Here is a 14,957-nt window from a genome sequence, read left to right on the forward strand (position 1 = left end):
AATAGCCCCGGTTTACTTCAGGCCTTGGCCGGAAAACATCAGCACTTTGTCACCGGCATACTGCACGCTGATAAAGCTGTTTTTGTCGCCCCAGGTGCAACTGGACATGCCGAGCGCGCCCGAGCAATCGGTCGGTTTACCCAGCAAGGTTTCAACCTCGGCCTTGGGCATGCCGGTCGACAGCTTCGAGTAATTTTCCTGATTGATCTTGCCGCACGCGGCCAACAACACGCAAAACGAGAGCAAGGCGATAGATCGCAGCGACATGGTGTAACTCCTGGGGCGAAGGGAATGGCATGGCTGCCAAGCTGAAGCTTAGAAGAGAAAACCCCTGTCTGGTTCCCTGAGAATCCGGCTATTTGTTCGGCCTCCGTCAGCCTTTTGACGATAAATCTGCCACTTTTTCGTGCTGTTGGGTATTTCGTCGGTTTGCGCAGAAGCCGCCTAATCTTTGGCGCCGGCCAGTCGACATAGAAGCAGCGCAAAGCCTTCCACTGTGGCAAATTGACACCTCTTGTTGACCAGCCCATTCGCGGTAGCTCATTTAATGACCAGAAACATGAAATTCAGCCACAAAATCCTGTTGGCAGCCGCCCTCGTGGTGGCCGTCGCATTTGCCTGTTTCATCCTGTTCAACGATTACCGCCAGCGGCAGACCCTGCGCAGCAGTACCGAGTCCTCGATGCAGGAACTCGGCAGCCTGACCACCAGCAACATCCAGACCTGGCTGGAAAGCCGAATCCAACTGCTGCAATCGTTGTCCCAGCAGATCGCCGTGGACGGCAGCGCCCAGGCCAGCCTCAAGCGCGCCATCGACCTGCCGGCCTACACCAGCAACTTCCAGCTGAGCTACTTCGGCGGCACCGATGGCGTGATGTTCTCGATCCCGGCCGGCAACCGCGCCGCCGACTACGACCCTCGCGCCCGTGGCTGGTACAAGGCGGCCAACAGCGCGCAACAGACCGTCGTCACGGAACCCTACATCGCGGCGTCATCGGGCAAACTGGTGATCACCGTTGCCACACCGGTGAAGCACCAGAATGAGATGATTGGCGTCGCCGGCGCGGATATCGATCTGTCCAGCGTCAGCGCGATCATCAACTTGCTGAATTTCGGCGGTCATGGCCATGCGTTCATTGTCAGCGCCGACGGCAAAATCCTGATTCACCCAGACAGCAAACTGGTGCTCAAGAACCTGGCTGACGCTTATCCCAACGGCGCGCCGAAAATCAGCCCGGGCCTGAAGGAAGTCGAACTGGACGGCAAAACCCAGTTCATCTCCTTCACTCACGTTAACGGCGTGCCGTCGGCGGACTGGTACGTGGCGCTGGTGCTGGATAAAGACACCGCGTTCTCGATGCTCAGTGAGTTCCGCACCTCGGCAATCATCGCCATGATCATCGCCGTGGTGATCATCATCGCGCTGCTGAGCATGTTGATCCGCGTGCTGATGCAACCGCTGCTGACCATGGGCCGCGCCATGCATGACATCGCCGAGGGCGAAGGTGACCTGACCAAACGCCTGACCATCCATGGCCAGGACGAGTTCGGTGCGCTGGGCACCTCGTTCAACCGCTTTGTGGAACGTATTCATACCTCGATCCGTGAAGTGTCCTCGGCCACCGGCCAGGTCAACGAAGTCGCCTTGCGGGTCGTCGCGGCTTCTAACTCATCGATGTTCAACTCCGATCAGCAAGCCTCACGCACCAGCAGCGTGGCTGCGGCGATCAACGAATTGGGCGCCGCCGCTCAGGAAATCGCCCAGAACGCCGCCCTCGCCTCGCAGCATTCAAGCGACGCCCGTGCCTTGGCCGAAGACGGTCAGCAAGTGGTGGATAAAACCATCGCCGCCATGCAGCAGCTGTCGGCAAAAATCAGCGATTCGTGCGGCAACATCGAAACCCTGAACAGCAACACGGTGAACATCGGGCAGATTCTGGAAGTGATCACCAGCATCTCGCAGCAGACCAACTTGCTGGCGCTCAACGCGGCCATCGAAGCGGCCCGTGCCGGTGAAGCCGGTCGTGGTTTTGCCGTGGTCGCGGATGAGGTGCGCAACCTCGCCCACCGCACTCAGGATTCGGCGCAGCAAGTGCAGAAGATGATCGAAGAGCTGCAAGTCGGCGCCCGGGAAGCGGTCAGCACCATGACCGACAGCCAGCGCCAGAGTGAAAGCAGCGTCGGCATCGCCAACCAGGCCGGCGAACGCCTGGGCAGCGTGACGCAGCGCATCGGTGAGATTGACGGGATGAACCAGTCGGTGGCCACCGCGACCGAGGAACAAACCGCTGTGGTGGAGTCGATCAACGTCGACATTACCGAGATCAACACGCTGAATCAGGAAGGTGTGGAGAACTTGCAGTCGACCTTGCGTGCGTGTGCCGACCTTGAACAGCAGGCGGCGCGGTTGAAGCAGTTGGTGGGTAGTTTCCGGATCTAAGGCGCTCTTGATGGCCTCATCGCGAGCAGGCTCGCTCCCACAGTGGATCTCCAGCGCGACAAAGATCTATGTGGGAGCGAGCCTGCTCGCGATGGCGGTATCAGCAACAACGAAAAGCTAGAAGCGAGATCCAGGACCTGAAAGAAACTCCAGCTCCTCAGCCGTAGATTCACGCCCCAACACCGCATTGCGATGGGGAAACCGTCCAAATCGCGCAATGATCTTCTGATGCCGCTCGGCGTAATCCAGATTGTCGGCAAACACCGCCCGATCCGCCTCCGGTTGCTGCTCGACCAAATCGAGAAACCGCGAAACCGCTTCGTTCTGCACCGCCAGATTCTCGCAGTGCTCGAACACCAGATAGATAAACACCCGCTGGATCGGTCGCAGTTGCCGATCGAAATCCGCGGCAATGCCTTGCGCCACCAGTGCCTGAGCCCTGAGATCGCCTGAAAAGGATTTGGGGGTGTCGCGAAAGATCATGCGCGGAAGTTGATCGAGCAGCAGCACCAAAGCCAGCCAACCTTCAGGGCGTTGCACCCATTCAGTCAGTCCGCCGGCCAGTGCCTGCTCGACCAGGTCCCCGAAACGCATCCGCGCTTCGAGGTCCTGGCTGTCGCGTTTGCCGAACCATAACTTGCCCTTGTCAGCCGATATTTCGTTGGGTGATTCGAAAGATCCGAACCACCATTCGAGCAACGGCTGCCAGGGCGCGGTCATGTTTTATTCCTTGTGGTAAGCCGTGACGCGGGCCACTTCTTCTTTCGAACCGAGGAACACCGCAACACGCTGGTGCAGGCCTTCCGGCTGGATGTCGAGGATGCGCTGGTGGCCGTCGGTGGATGCGCCACCCGCTTGTTCCACCAGGAACGACATCGGGTTGGCTTCGTACATCAGGCGCAGTTTGCCCGGCTTCGACGGCTCGCGGCTGTCGCGTGGGTACATGAACAGACCGCCGCGGGTCAGGATGCGGTGCACGTCCGCGACCATCGCGGCGACCCAACGCATGTTGTAGTTCTTTTTCAGCGGGCCTTCTTCGCCTGCCAGTAATTCGCCGACGTAGCGCTGTACCGGAGCTTCCCAGTGACGCTGGTTGGATGCGTTGATGGCGAATTCCTGGGTGCTTTCAGGAATGGTGATGTCTTCATGGGTCAGGACGAAGCTGCCCATTTCACGGTCCAGGGTGAAACCTTTCACGCCGTCGCCCAGGGTCAGGATCAGCATGGTCTGTGGACCATAGATGGCATAACCGGCGGCCACTTGCTGGGTACCTGGCTGCAGGAAAGCCTTTTCATTCAAGGGCTCGTTCTGGCTCAGGTATTCGTTCGGGCAACGCAGTACCGAGAAGATAGTACCGACCGGTGCGTTGATATCGATGTTCGACGAACCGTCCAGTGGGTCGAATACCAGCAGGTAGGCACCTTTCGGGTATTTGCCCGGGATCTGGTAGGCATTGTCCATTTCTTCGGACGCCATGCCGGCCAGGTGACCGCCCCACTCGTTGGCTTCAAGCAGGATCTCGTTGGACAGCACGTCGAGTTTCTTCTGCACTTCGCCCTGAACGTTTTCGGTGCCCATGCTGCCCAGGACACCACCCAGGGCGCCTTTGGAGACGGCGTGGTTGATTTCCTTGCAGGCACGCGCCACCACTTCGATCAGGAAACGCAGATCGGCAGGAGTGTTGTTGCTACGGGTCTGCTCAATCAAATAGCGACTCAAGGTAACGCGGGACATGGAAGGCTCCGGTGGAATGGGGGGCTAAAAACCCGCGCAGTTTAACGCGAGTCGGGGCGCATTTCCTCCTATCAGACGTGATACACCCAATAGAGTTCATGTGCGGGGTTGAGCGTAGTTCGAAATGAGGCCGATGTGGCTTGCGGATCAGTGGCAGATTGAGGCTTTTTTGTGGCTGATAGACCGCTTTCGCGAGCAAGCCCGCTCCCACAGTGGATCCCGGTCGTACACAAACTTTGTGTACTCTGAAGATCGAAGGTGGGAGCGGGCTTGCTCGCGAATGGCGCGCAGCGCCAGCCATCCTCAGGATTTAGCAGCAGGTTTGCGCAGCAAGCTGAACGCCATGGCCCCCAGAACCAGCACACTGAGCAACAACACCGCCCATAAACCGAATTTTTTCCAGTTCGTGCCCACTACCGTTGGCGCTGTCGCCGCCGGAGTCATCACGGCCCCACCGTCCACCGTCGCCCTGCCCAACGCCGCCAATTTGGCCGCGCTGTAATCCGGAATCAGCGTCGACAACGGCAAGTTCGCCGGCTTCACCGTCGCACTCCCCAGCGCCAGCGTGTAAGGCCCGGCGCCACGCGCCAGAAACACCAGTTGCGTGGAACGCACGGCAAACCGCACCGTCGGCGCTTCGGCACCCAGGCCACCGCCACGCTCATCCACCGTCAGCTTCAATTGCTGCACGATCTGCCCCGGCAACTGCAATTCGTTCTGCACCACGTCCTGGCCATTCTGCGTCAGGCGATAGAGCAAACCGCTGCTCAGCGGTTGCCACGGCAGGCTGGTTTCCCGGCGTCCCGACAACGTCACCGGCGCCAGGCTGTTGGGCTGACTCAGCTCGATCTGCAAGCGCTGGACGTTCAACCCCATCGGCAATTGCCAGGTGTACTCGCCGGCCTTCGCGCTGCTGCCGGCCAACGGTTGCGACCAGACCAACGGCAGCGGCAAGGTGCGAGGATTGGCGCTTTCCAGTTGCGCCGAAGTCAGCACCGGCGCCGACTGAGGCGAATTCCACAACAAGCGCAAATAGCGCGCCGATTGCCCTGGCAGGCCGACTTCATGTTGCTCGACCTGTTCGTCGGCAAACGTCAGCCGCGCCACCTGTCCTTCGCCCCATGACTGCCAATGCTGCAAATCGTCGCTGGCTTCAATGCTGAAACGCTGGAAACCGTCGCGTTCGCTGGTCCAGTCGAGGATTAATTGCCGCAACGGCGCCTTGATGCCGCTGGCGTCGAGCAACCAGCCACGCAGCACCTCTTCGCCCGCCTCCAATTGGGTGGCCGGTTGCACTTCGACCAATGTGCCACTTGCACTCGATTGCACCCTTACGCTCGGTACGTGTTCGGTGTCATCCGCCGAGTTGTACAACGGGAACCACTTTACGTCGGTCAGCGTGCGGTTTTCGCGGGTTTGCGCGGATTCCCGAGCCAGAGCGTACGCCTGAGGCTCACCGGCCGCATTGAAGACGCGCAAGTCGCTGAGATCGGTCTGCCGGGCTTTCAGTTGCACGCCAAAAGGCAGTTCAAGGCGATACCACGGGCCCTCGCCACTGACGGACAACGGCACCTGCGTGGCGAAGTCCGACGGTTTTTCCTGCGCGCCGGCCGACAGCGTCACCCCCAGCACCACAGCCCCCCACCAGCCCAGGTTCAACTTCTGACTCAAGACGACACTCCTTCGGTTTCAGGGGCCGGTTTTTCCGCACCCGGCACAGCCTCGGCACGCTTGGGCGGCAACGGAGCGAAATAGCCCACCACCAACAGCAACACGCCAACGCCGATAAACGACACGATCCGCGCCAGCCCGCCGCGGTTACTCAATTCAATGAAGAACAACTTGGCGACCACCAGCGCGATCAGCGCGGCGCCGATCAGCCAGACTTCACGACGATGACGCAGATGCCCACCGATCATCAGACTCAGGGCCATCAGGGTCCAGACGATGGACAGGCCGGCCTGCACCAGCATCGATTCAAGCAGCAGATCCAGCGCGAACGGCACCCCGCCCCAATGGTGCGCAGTGCGCATTACCATCGCGGTGAAGAAAGCAAACAGCGAAACCCCGGCGATCACCTGCGTGACGTTATCGGCGTAGGCCTTGCGAACCGCCAGTTGCGTCACGGCAGTCCGAGACCAGACGTAAACGCCGAACAGGGCAAACAGCAGGCCCAACTCCAGCGGGTTGATCAGCGGTACATACGGCAACGGCTCGGCGGTGCCGTCACTGGCGATGTTCGCCAGCCAGAACCAACCGAGCATCAGCAACGCCAATGGCGCAGCGGCATAGACACGGTACTCGCGGGGATAAGCCGATACCGGCCACGGCCACGTGCGTGGTGCGGCCATCAGCACCAGATACAGGCTCGGCAGAATCGCCCAGCCCAGCCAGCGCCAGGCGTTGTACTGCTCCGACAACAGCAGCAGACCGTAACGCAGCTCCAGGGCCAACACGCCGATCAACAGCCAGCAGCCGAGCACATGGGCGGTGCTCAGGGCGCTTGCGGGCAGCATCGCCGCAAGGCGTCGCAGTGAGATGAAATGCACGACGAATACCGCGGCCCAAACCAGCCAGCCGAAATTGGCGGCCGGGTGATAACGTGAATGCCAGGCCGCGAGCAACACCAGACCGGCGGCGGGAATCAACAAGGTGCAGAGCAAGCCCAGCGACGACCACCTCAGGCGCAGCGCCAACACCGTCCACAGCGCGACACTCACGGCGGCGACGGCCAGCAGCAAGGTCGCTTGCAGATTCAACGGGGCAAAGCGCAGCACTTCGCTGACCCACGCCAGCGCCCACCACCCCGCGCCCCACACCAGCAATACTTCGGACAAGCGCTGCAGGCTCAACCCATCGAAGGCCGAAGCATGATTGCCAAGCTGCAAACGCCAGGCCCCGACGAATGCGGCCAGCCCCAGCACCAGCGGCGTCCAGAAACCGCTGTGGGCCAACGGTCGCAACCCTTCGCTGAGCAGCGGCCCGAGCAGGTCCGGCCCGGCGAACAGGAATGCCGCGCCGCCGATCACCTGCAACAGCAGACCAAAGACAAAACTCACGCGTTGCTTCAGGTACAGGCTCAGCCAGATGATGAACAAACCACTGGCGGCCCACACCGCACTCGCGGTTTGCCATGGCAACACGAACAGCACCGCGAGGTTGATCAGCACCAGACCGGCCAGCAACACCACCGACAAGCCGCGCAGCAAACGCACGTCACTGCGCACCATTTCGTCGCGAGCCGCCAGCAACATCCCGGCGATCAACGCCAGCCCGATCAGGGACGCGCTGAGTAAACCGCTCCAACCGGCGCTGAACACCGCAGCCGATTCGCCGCCCGCCCCTTGCAGCCGTAACAGGAACAACGCACCGCCGAGCAGTTGCACGGCAAACGCGGTGAACAGGAACGCTCGCGATTGCAGGCGCAGGCCGACGAACAACGTCGCCAAGCCGGCCAGCGCCCAACTGATCGCCGTGCCATGAGTGAAGAAGAACAGCGGCGCCAGCAGATAAAGGAACGTCAGCCCCAGACAAGCCAGCACCGGCAGCCCTTGGCGTTCCCACTGTGACGCCTGTTCGGGCAACGCTTTGCGCAACTGGTAAAAGCTGAACAGCAGCGCCACGCCGAGCATCAACGCCCCCAGCGGTGCGCCATCAAGCAGGCTGCTCTCGCCGATCCGCAGCCCGCTGAGAAACGCCAGTGCCGAGCCCAGTTGCAGCAGCAAGGCAAAGGCTCGCGCCAGCGGTCGCTGTTGACGCAGGCCGAGCCAGAAAATCCCAGCGCCTTCCACCGCCCAGGCGGCCGCGGTCCAACGTGCGTCCAGCCCCAAGGGGATCGCCAGGCTGGCGAAGATCACCCCCAGCGCCAGACAGGTTTCCGCCAGCAACAGCGCTCGGCCGCCCATCAGCAACCGGGCCAGGCCCATGTAAATCATGCCCAGTGCCAAGGCGCTGAAAGCGGCGGCAAATTCCAGGTGCTCCACCAGCGCGAACTGCAAACCGAAGCCCACCAGCGGTGGCGCGAACAGCATCGTGCCGTCAATGTAATCGCCCTTGCGCGCGGACCAGTGCAGCAGTGCATCGCGGCTGTCGTCCTCGGGCGCATCGCTCATGTCCAGCAGTTTGCGCCGGGCGAACAGCAGGCCGATGGCCAGGTACATCAGGAAAAACAGAATCAGGAACGGCTCGGTGCTCCACAGCAACTCAGGCTTGTAGGAACGCAGGCCCCAAGCCAACCCGATGCCGAAGGTGCCGACAAAACCAATGAGGTTGAGCAATCGCCAGGCCTTGAACCAGGCGATGCCAAGGATACCGGCGTTGAGCAGGGCGAAATAACTGAACAGCGCGACATGATTGCCGGCACCGGTGGAGGTCAGGATCGGCGCGGCGAAACCGCCCAGTGCGGCAGCGGCGGCCAGGCCCAACGCGTTTTGGGTAATGGCGAGAATCGCCGAGAACACCGTCACCACCACCAGCAAGCCCAGCGCCGCCGTGGGGTCGAGCAACGGATGCAGACGCATCGCGGCGAATACCGTCAGGTACAACACCCCAATCCCGGTGCCTTGCAGCATCAACGCGTAATTGCTGTTGCGCAGGCGCAGCCACCAGCCCAGCGCGAGCAAGCCCAAGGCCGCCGCCGCGACACCGGCGTAACGCAATTCGATCGGCACCACCATGCCTTCGGTGGCGTAGCGCAGCAGGAAGGCCAGGCCGAGGAACAACAGCACAACGCCGACCCGCAACACGGTATTGCCGCCGAACAACCAGTTGCGCGCGCCGCTGATGGCGCGTTCGATGAAGTTCGGGCCGCGCGGCTCAGCCGGTTGCTGTGGTTCGCGGGCAACCGGTTCGGGTTTCCACGCATCAGCGGGCTGCGGATGACGGGTTTCGGCGGCCGCCGCCGTGATGGGTTCGAGCTCGGGCGGCAGCTCCCAGATCAGTTCCGGGGTTGCGACAGGGGCTTGCTCGAGGATGACTTCAGGGGATGGAGCGGATTCGCTGGCAACCGGTTCGCTGGTTTCAGGTGCCTTGACGCCTGACACCTCCAACAACGCCAGTCGCTGCTCGAGCGCATTGAGCGCAACCTGCGCCTGATCGAGCAAGCGCCGCTGCTCGGCGGTTTGACCACTCAAGCGGCCGATGCGAATGGTCTGGCCGATACCCAGCCCGAGCAAAGCGCCCAGCAGCGCAGCGCTGAACGACTCGTCAAGCATCCAGCCCAGCAGCAGCCCAATCAGCATGAACATCCATTGCATGGTCGATATCCCTAAGCAGCCCATTGCCTTGTGGCGTTTGCACTGACGTCATCGCGGGCAAGCCTCGCTCCCACAGATTTTGCACAGGCCGCAAGAACGACATATGACCTGTAGGAGCGAGGCTTGCCCGCGATTGACCGCGCAGCGGTCGCCGAAACATCCGGAGAACCTGGCGCTTAGTATATCGGTCCGGCCCAACAACCGTCGGGCCGGACTCGCAATTATTGCTAAAAGTTACTCCAACGCCTTCCAAATATCCGTGGCGTACTCGCGAATGGTCCGGTCGGACGAGAACCAGCCCATCCGTGAGCTGCTCAATACCGCCGAGCGCCACCACTCTTTGGAGTCGTGCCAGTGAGCCTCGACCCGCATCTGAGCGTTCCAGTAGGAATCGAAATCGGCGCAGACCAGGAAGCGGTCGTAATCCACCAGCGAATCGATCAGCATGGTGTAACGGGACGGATCGTCCGGTGAGAACACCCCACCGCGAATCGCTTGCAGCACGTCATTGAGTCGATGGGAGGCGGCAATGTCCGGTGCCGCGTTGAATTCATGGTTGAGCTTGCGCGCTTCCACTTGCTCGGCGCTGAGGCCGAAGATGAACATGTGTTCAGCGCCAATGCGCTCGCACATTTCCACGTTGGCCCCGTCCAGGGTGCCAATGGTCAACGCGCCGTTGAGGCCGAATTTCATGTTACTGGTGCCCGACGCTTCGAAGCCCGCGGTGGAAATCTGCTCCGACAAATCCGCCGCCGGAATGATGCTTTCGGCCAGGCTCACGTTGTAGTTGGGCAAGAACACCACTTTGAGCAAACCACGCACGGTCGGGTCGTTGTTGACCACCCGGGCGATGTCGTTAGTCAGTTTGATGATCAGCTTGGCCTGGTGATAACTGGCCGCCGCTTTGCCGGCGAAGATTTTCACTCGCGGCACCCAGTCGATTTCCGGCTCGGCACGAATCGCCTGATACAGCGCGACGGTGTGCAGCAGGTTGAGCAACTGACGTTTGTATTCGTGGATTCGCTTGACCTGCACGTCGAACATCGCCGCCGGGTTGATCGCGATCCCCAGCCGCTCATGAATCAGGTACGCCAGCGCTTTTTTGTTGTGCAGCCGTTGTTCGGCGAACTGCTTGCGGAATGCAGTCTTCTCGGCAAACGGTTCCAGCCCTATCAGGCGTTCTTCGGGGTTATCCAGCAGATCCGGGCCGAGGGCGTCGACCATCATCGAGGTCAGCTCGGGGTTGGCCTGATAGAGCCAGCGGCGGAAGGTGATGCCGTTGGTCTTGTTGTTGATCCGCTCTGGATAGAGTTTATGCAGTTCGGAGAACACCGTGCTGCGCATCAGCTGCGTGTGCAGGCCGGACACACCGTTGACGCTGTGGGAACCCAGGAACGCCAGGTTGCCCATGCGCACGCGCCGACCGTTGTCTTCCTCGATCAGCGACACCGCGCGCAACACGTCGAAATCGTGAACACCCTTGGCCCGCAACGAATCGATGTGCTGGGCGTTGATCAAATAAATGATCTGCATGTGCCGTGGCAGCATCCGCTCCATCAAACCGACCGGCCAGGTTTCCAGCGCCTCCGGCAACAGCGTGTGGTTGGTGTATGAGAGCGTGTCGACGGTGACCTGCCACGCTGCATCCCACGCCACGTCATAAACGTCGACCAACTGACGCATCAGCTCGGCGACGGCAATCGAGGGGTGAGTGTCGTTGAGCTGAATGGCCGCGTGATCGCCCAGGGTCAGCACCGAAGTGTGCATGTTGCGATGGCGACGCAGCAAATCCTGCAGGGACGCGGCAACGAAGAAATATTCCTGGCGCAGCCGCAGTTCCTGGCCGGCCTCGGTGCTGTCCGCCGGGTAGAGCACGCGGGAGATACTTTCGGCCCGGGCCACTTCTGCTACCGCGCCCAAGTGGTCGCCAGCGTTGAAGCGTTCCAGGTGCAACTCTTCCATGGCCCGGGCACGCCACAGCCGCAGCGTGTTGACACTCGCACCGTGCCAACCGACCACCGGGGTGTCATAAGCAATGGCCCGCACGGTTTCCGCCGGGGACCAGACTTGCCTGGATTTGCCGTTCTCATCGGTCACGGTTTCGACACTGCCGCCAAAACCGATCGGGTAGGCGACCTCCGGCCGTTCGAACTCCCACGGGTTGCCGAAATCCAGCCAGTGTTCGGTCTGTTCCTGCTGCCAACCGTCGACGATGGCCTGGCGGAACAGACCATGTTCGTAACGAATGCCGTAACCATGGCCGGCAATGCCCAGGGTCGACATGCTTTCCATGAAGCATGCCGCCAGACGCCCGAGGCCTCCGTTGCCCAGTGCGGCATCGGGCTCCAGCAAACGGATACGTTCGATGTCGACGCCCAGTTCGGTCATGGCCTCGCGGGCCACATCGAGCAGGCCGAGGTTGCTCAGGCTGTCGTAGAGCAAGCGGCCGATAAGGAATTCAAGGGAGAGGTAATAAACCCGCTTCTGACCTTTACGGTAGATCTGCCGGGTGTGGTCCATCCAGTGCTCGACCATATGATCGCGCGCCGCCAGGGCGATGGCTTCGAACCAGTCGTGGTCGAAGGCGTGATCCGGGTCTTTGCCCACCGCGTAGGTGAGCTTGGTCAAGACGGCGTCGCGGAATGCGGCCACCTCTGCTTCGCGAACAAGTGGTTCTTGAGTCATCGATAAGACCTCGAGCGAGCGTGAAGTTGTCTGAGCCTAGTCGGTCTGACAGACCATTGAGACTCTGGTTCGGCAGTTTTCCTTGTTAGTGCGAGATAGATCGACATTACGTTATCGCGTGCCAGAAATGATGCAGGGGCCGTGCCGGACACCGGGCTTATTTTGCGACCAGCAAAAAAATCTGGCGAAAGGTTGTTCAAAAATCCACCAGTCCCGGTATGATCGCGCGCCCTGATGCACATGCTGGTAACAACCGATGATGAAGCCCAACCTGATCGCCGCCGCGGAGATCGATCGCCTCGATACCTGGGCCAAGTACTCTGCCCCGATGTGCGGTTCCTGCGTGTCCAGCTGCTGCACCTTGCCGGTCGAGGTCAAGATCAAGGATCTGATCCGTATCGGCATCGTTGATGAATTCGAGCGTGGCGACCCGCCGAAGAACATCGCCAAGCGCTTGCAGAAGGAAGGGATCGTCGAACGCTATAACCAGAAGTCCGAGATCTTCACCCTTCAGCGCATGAGCAACAACGATTGCCTGTACCTGGATCGTAAGAGCCGTTTGTGCACTATTTATGATAAACGCCCGGACACCTGCCGCAACCACCCGAAGATCGGACCGCGGCCGGGGTATTGCGCGTACAAGCCCAAAGAAGTGGTGCGCGAGAATAATCCGCGGACGCTGGACAAGTTCTGATTTCCTATCTTCGCTGTCTGACAGATTGCTTTCGCGGGCAAGCCTCGCTCCTACAGGATTAGCGCAAACACCACAAACCCTGTAGGAGCGAGGCTTGCCCGCGAAGAGGCCCTCACAAACGCCGCAAAAAACCCAGACAAACAAAAACGCCCCCGACCTTGCGGTCGGGGGCGTTTTTTTAAGCGTTAACTAAGCCGAAACTCAGTTGCCGCTTTTCTTGGCAGCGCGGGTACGCTCGCTTTCGCCCAGGATCTTCTTGCGAAGACGGATGGACTTAGGAGTGACTTCGCACAATTCGTCTTCTTGAACGAATTCCAGAGCCTGCTCCAGGGTGAAGCGGATAGGCGGAACCAGAGCGATGGTTTCGTCTTTACCCGAAGCACGCATGTTGTCGAGCTTCTTGCCTTTGGTTGGGTTGACGCCCAGGTCGTTGTCGCGGCTGTTGATGCCGACGATTTGACCTTCGTACACGTCTTCACCGTGACCCAGGAACAGTTTGCCGCGAGCCTGCAGGGTTTCCAGCGAGTAAGTCAGTGCCTTACCGGTAGCCACCGAAACCAGTACGCCGTTCTGACGGCCGGACATGTCGCCGGACTTCATCACGTCGTAACGGTCGAAGATCGAGGTCAGGATGCCTGCACCGGAGGTCAGGGTCAGGAACTCGTTACGGAAACCGATCAAGCCACGAGCCGGGATGTTGTACTCAAGGCGCACACGGCCCTTGCCATCCGGAACCATGTTGGTCAGGTCGCCTTTACGGATACCGATCTGCTCCATGATCGAACCTTGCGATTCTTCCGGCAGGTCGATGGTCACGTTTTCGTACGGTTCGTGCTTGACGCCGTCAACCATGCGGATGATCACTTCCGGACGACCAACACCCATTTCGAAGCCTTCGCGACGCATGGTTTCGATCAGTACCGAGAGGTGCAGCTCACCACGGCCGGAGACTTTGAACTTGTCAGCCGAGTCGCCTTCTTCAACGCGCAGAGCAACGTTGTAGAGCAGTTCTTTGTCCAGACGTTCCTTGATGTTACGGCTGGTGACGAACTTGCCTTCTTTACCGCAGAAAGGCGAGTCGTTTACCTGGAAGGTCATGGAAACGGTTGGTTCGTCAACGGTCAGCGGCTTCATCGCTTCGACGTTCAGTGGGTCGCACAGAGTGTCGGAGATGAACAGCTGGTCGAAGCCGCTGATGCAGACGATGTCGCCGGCAGCTGCTTCTTCAACGTCGATACGGTGCAGACCGTGGTGACCCATCAGCTTCAGGATACGGCCGTTACGCTTCTTGCCGTCGGCGTCGATAGCCACAACCGGAGTGTTCGGCTTGATGCGACCACGAGCGATACGGCCAACACCGATAACACCCAGGAAGCTGTTGTAGTCCAGAGCGGAGATTTGCATCTGGAACGGACCGTCACGGTCGACTTTCGGCGCAGGTACGTTGTCGACGATCGACTGGTACAGCGGGGTCATGTCTTCAGCCATGTCGGTGTGGTCCAGACCGGCAATGCCGTTCAGGGCCGAGGCGTAGACGACTTTGAAGTCCAGCTGTTCTTCGGTAGCACCGAGGTTGTCGAACAGGTCGAAGATCTGGTCCAGAACCCAGTCCGGACGCGCGCCTGGACGGTCAACCTTGTTGATGACCACGATTGGACGCAGGCCGGCTTCGAAAGCCTTCTTGGTCACGAAACGGGTTTGCGGCATAGGGCCGTCTTGAGCGTCAACCAGCAGCAGAACGGAGTCAACCATCGACATTACACGTTCAACTTCGCCGCCGAAGTCGGCGTGGCCCGGGGTGTCCACGATGTTGATGTGGTAGCCGTTCCAGTTGATGGCGGTGTTTTTCGCCAGAATGGTAATACCGCGTTCTTTCTCCTGGTCGTTGGAGTCCATCACGCGCTCGTCGTTGAGCTCGTTGCGCTCCAGGGTGCCGGATTGACGCAAGAGTTTGTCTACCAGGGTGGTTTTACCATGGTCAACGTGAGCAATGATGGCGATGTTGCGTAGATTTTCGATCACTTGTGTATCTCGATCAGAGGATTCGGTGTGCTGACAGGTCGTGGCAGCGATTAACTTTAGAGTCCGTCAAAGCCGTTACAGCTTGACGGCGGCGTCGGGGGGCCGGTGACGCAGGCCACAGGCAAAC

9 protein-coding genes and 1 pseudogene are annotated in these 14,957 nt (G+C 60.3%); 3 read left to right on the forward strand and 7 right to left on the reverse strand.

The features are described 5' to 3' along the window. Positions 1-12: 12 nt before the first annotated feature. A complete protein-coding gene (locus KGB14_RS20375) occupies positions 13-267 on the reverse strand; it encodes a hypothetical protein (protein WP_007907841.1) in 255 nt (84 codons plus the stop codon). A 292-nt stretch (positions 268-559) separates the two neighbouring features. On the opposite strand from KGB14_RS20375, the pseudogene KGB14_RS28740 reads away from it, so the two are divergent. Together KGB14_RS28740 and KGB14_RS28745 are read left to right on the forward strand one after the other, a co-directional pair. Further along, positions 560-1,582: pseudogene (locus KGB14_RS28740) on the forward strand (cache and HAMP domain-containing protein); the annotation flags it as partial. Between the two features lie 93 nt (positions 1,583-1,675). After that, positions 1,676-2,440: a methyl-accepting chemotaxis protein gene (locus KGB14_RS28745; protein ID WP_370694726.1), complete on the forward strand. Its 765-nt coding sequence runs from the start codon at positions 1,676-1,678 to the stop codon at positions 2,438-2,440. A gap of 117 nt (positions 2,441-2,557) precedes the next feature. Here KGB14_RS28745 and KGB14_RS20385 read toward each other — a convergent pair whose 3' ends face one another. From KGB14_RS20385 to KGB14_RS20405, 5 genes are all read right to left on the reverse strand, one after another. After that, complete coding sequence (locus KGB14_RS20385) at positions 2,558-3,160, reverse strand: DUF924 family protein (RefSeq protein WP_223488505.1); 603 nt, start codon at positions 3,158-3,160, stop codon at positions 2,558-2,560. A gap of 3 nt (positions 3,161-3,163) precedes the next feature. Continuing rightward, positions 3,164-4,174 carry a class 1 fructose-bisphosphatase gene (locus KGB14_RS20390; RefSeq protein ID WP_223488506.1) on the reverse strand — a complete coding sequence of 337 codons (1,011 nt, stop codon included), beginning with the start codon at positions 4,172-4,174 and terminating at the stop codon, positions 3,164-3,166. Positions 4,175-4,477: 303 nt separating this feature from the next. After that, positions 4,478-5,845, reverse strand: coding sequence for a DUF3999 domain-containing protein (locus KGB14_RS20395; protein ID WP_223488507.1), 1,368 nt, complete (start codon positions 5,843-5,845; stop codon positions 4,478-4,480). Further along, positions 5,842-9,429 carry a DUF2339 domain-containing protein gene (locus tag KGB14_RS20400; RefSeq protein ID WP_223488508.1) on the reverse strand — a complete coding sequence of 1,196 codons (3,588 nt, stop codon included), beginning with the start codon at positions 9,427-9,429 and terminating at the stop codon, positions 5,842-5,844. The genes KGB14_RS20395 and KGB14_RS20400 overlap by 4 nt, the downstream gene beginning before the upstream one ends. A 234-nt stretch (positions 9,430-9,663) precedes the next feature. Then, positions 9,664-12,114: a glycogen/starch/alpha-glucan phosphorylase gene (locus tag KGB14_RS20405; protein ID WP_223488509.1), complete on the reverse strand. Its 2,451-nt coding sequence runs from the start codon at positions 12,112-12,114 to the stop codon at positions 9,664-9,666. A gap of 256 nt (positions 12,115-12,370) precedes the next feature. Here KGB14_RS20405 and KGB14_RS20410 point away from each other — a divergent pair, with 256 nt between their 5' ends. Further along, positions 12,371-12,808 carry a YkgJ family cysteine cluster protein gene (locus tag KGB14_RS20410; protein ID WP_008005123.1) on the forward strand — a complete coding sequence of 146 codons (438 nt, stop codon included), beginning with the start codon at positions 12,371-12,373 and terminating at the stop codon, positions 12,806-12,808. 201 nt (positions 12,809-13,009) lie between these two features. Here the strand turns inward: KGB14_RS20410 and typA are convergent, their stop codons facing one another. After that, the gene (gene typA, locus KGB14_RS20415; RefSeq protein ID WP_223488510.1) at positions 13,010-14,830 is read right to left on the reverse strand and encodes a translational GTPase TypA; all 1,821 of its coding nucleotides are present in this window, start codon (positions 14,828-14,830) and stop codon (positions 13,010-13,012) included. Between the last annotated feature and the right edge of the window lie 127 nt (positions 14,831-14,957).

Origin of the sequence: Pseudomonas sp. A-RE-19 (assembly GCF_019956555.1) — a bacterium.
In the GTDB taxonomy this organism is placed as follows: domain Bacteria; phylum Pseudomonadota; class Gammaproteobacteria; order Pseudomonadales; family Pseudomonadaceae; genus Aquipseudomonas.

Excerpts from the sequence above, each read along its gene's own strand:
- KGB14_RS20375 (WP_007907841.1), bottom strand. The coding sequence starts at position 267 with ATGTCGCTGCGATCTATCGCCTTGCTCTCGTTTTGCGTGTTGTTGGCC.
- KGB14_RS28745 (WP_370694726.1), top strand. The coding sequence starts at position 1,676 with ATGTTCAACTCCGATCAGCAAGCCTCACGCACCAGCAGCGTGGCTGCG.
- KGB14_RS20385 (WP_223488505.1), bottom strand. The coding sequence starts at position 3,160 with ATGACCGCGCCCTGGCAGCCGTTGCTCGAATGGTGGTTCGGATCTTTC.
- KGB14_RS20390 (WP_223488506.1), bottom strand. The coding sequence starts at position 4,174 with ATGTCCCGCGTTACCTTGAGTCGCTATTTGATTGAGCAGACCCGTAGC.
- KGB14_RS20400 (WP_223488508.1), bottom strand. The coding sequence starts at position 9,429 with ATGCAATGGATGTTCATGCTGATTGGGCTGCTGCTGGGCTGGATGCTT.
- KGB14_RS20405 (WP_223488509.1), bottom strand. The coding sequence starts at position 12,114 with ATGACTCAAGAACCACTTGTTCGCGAAGCAGAGGTGGCCGCATTCCGC.
- KGB14_RS20410 (WP_008005123.1), top strand. The coding sequence starts at position 12,371 with ATGATGAAGCCCAACCTGATCGCCGCCGCGGAGATCGATCGCCTCGAT.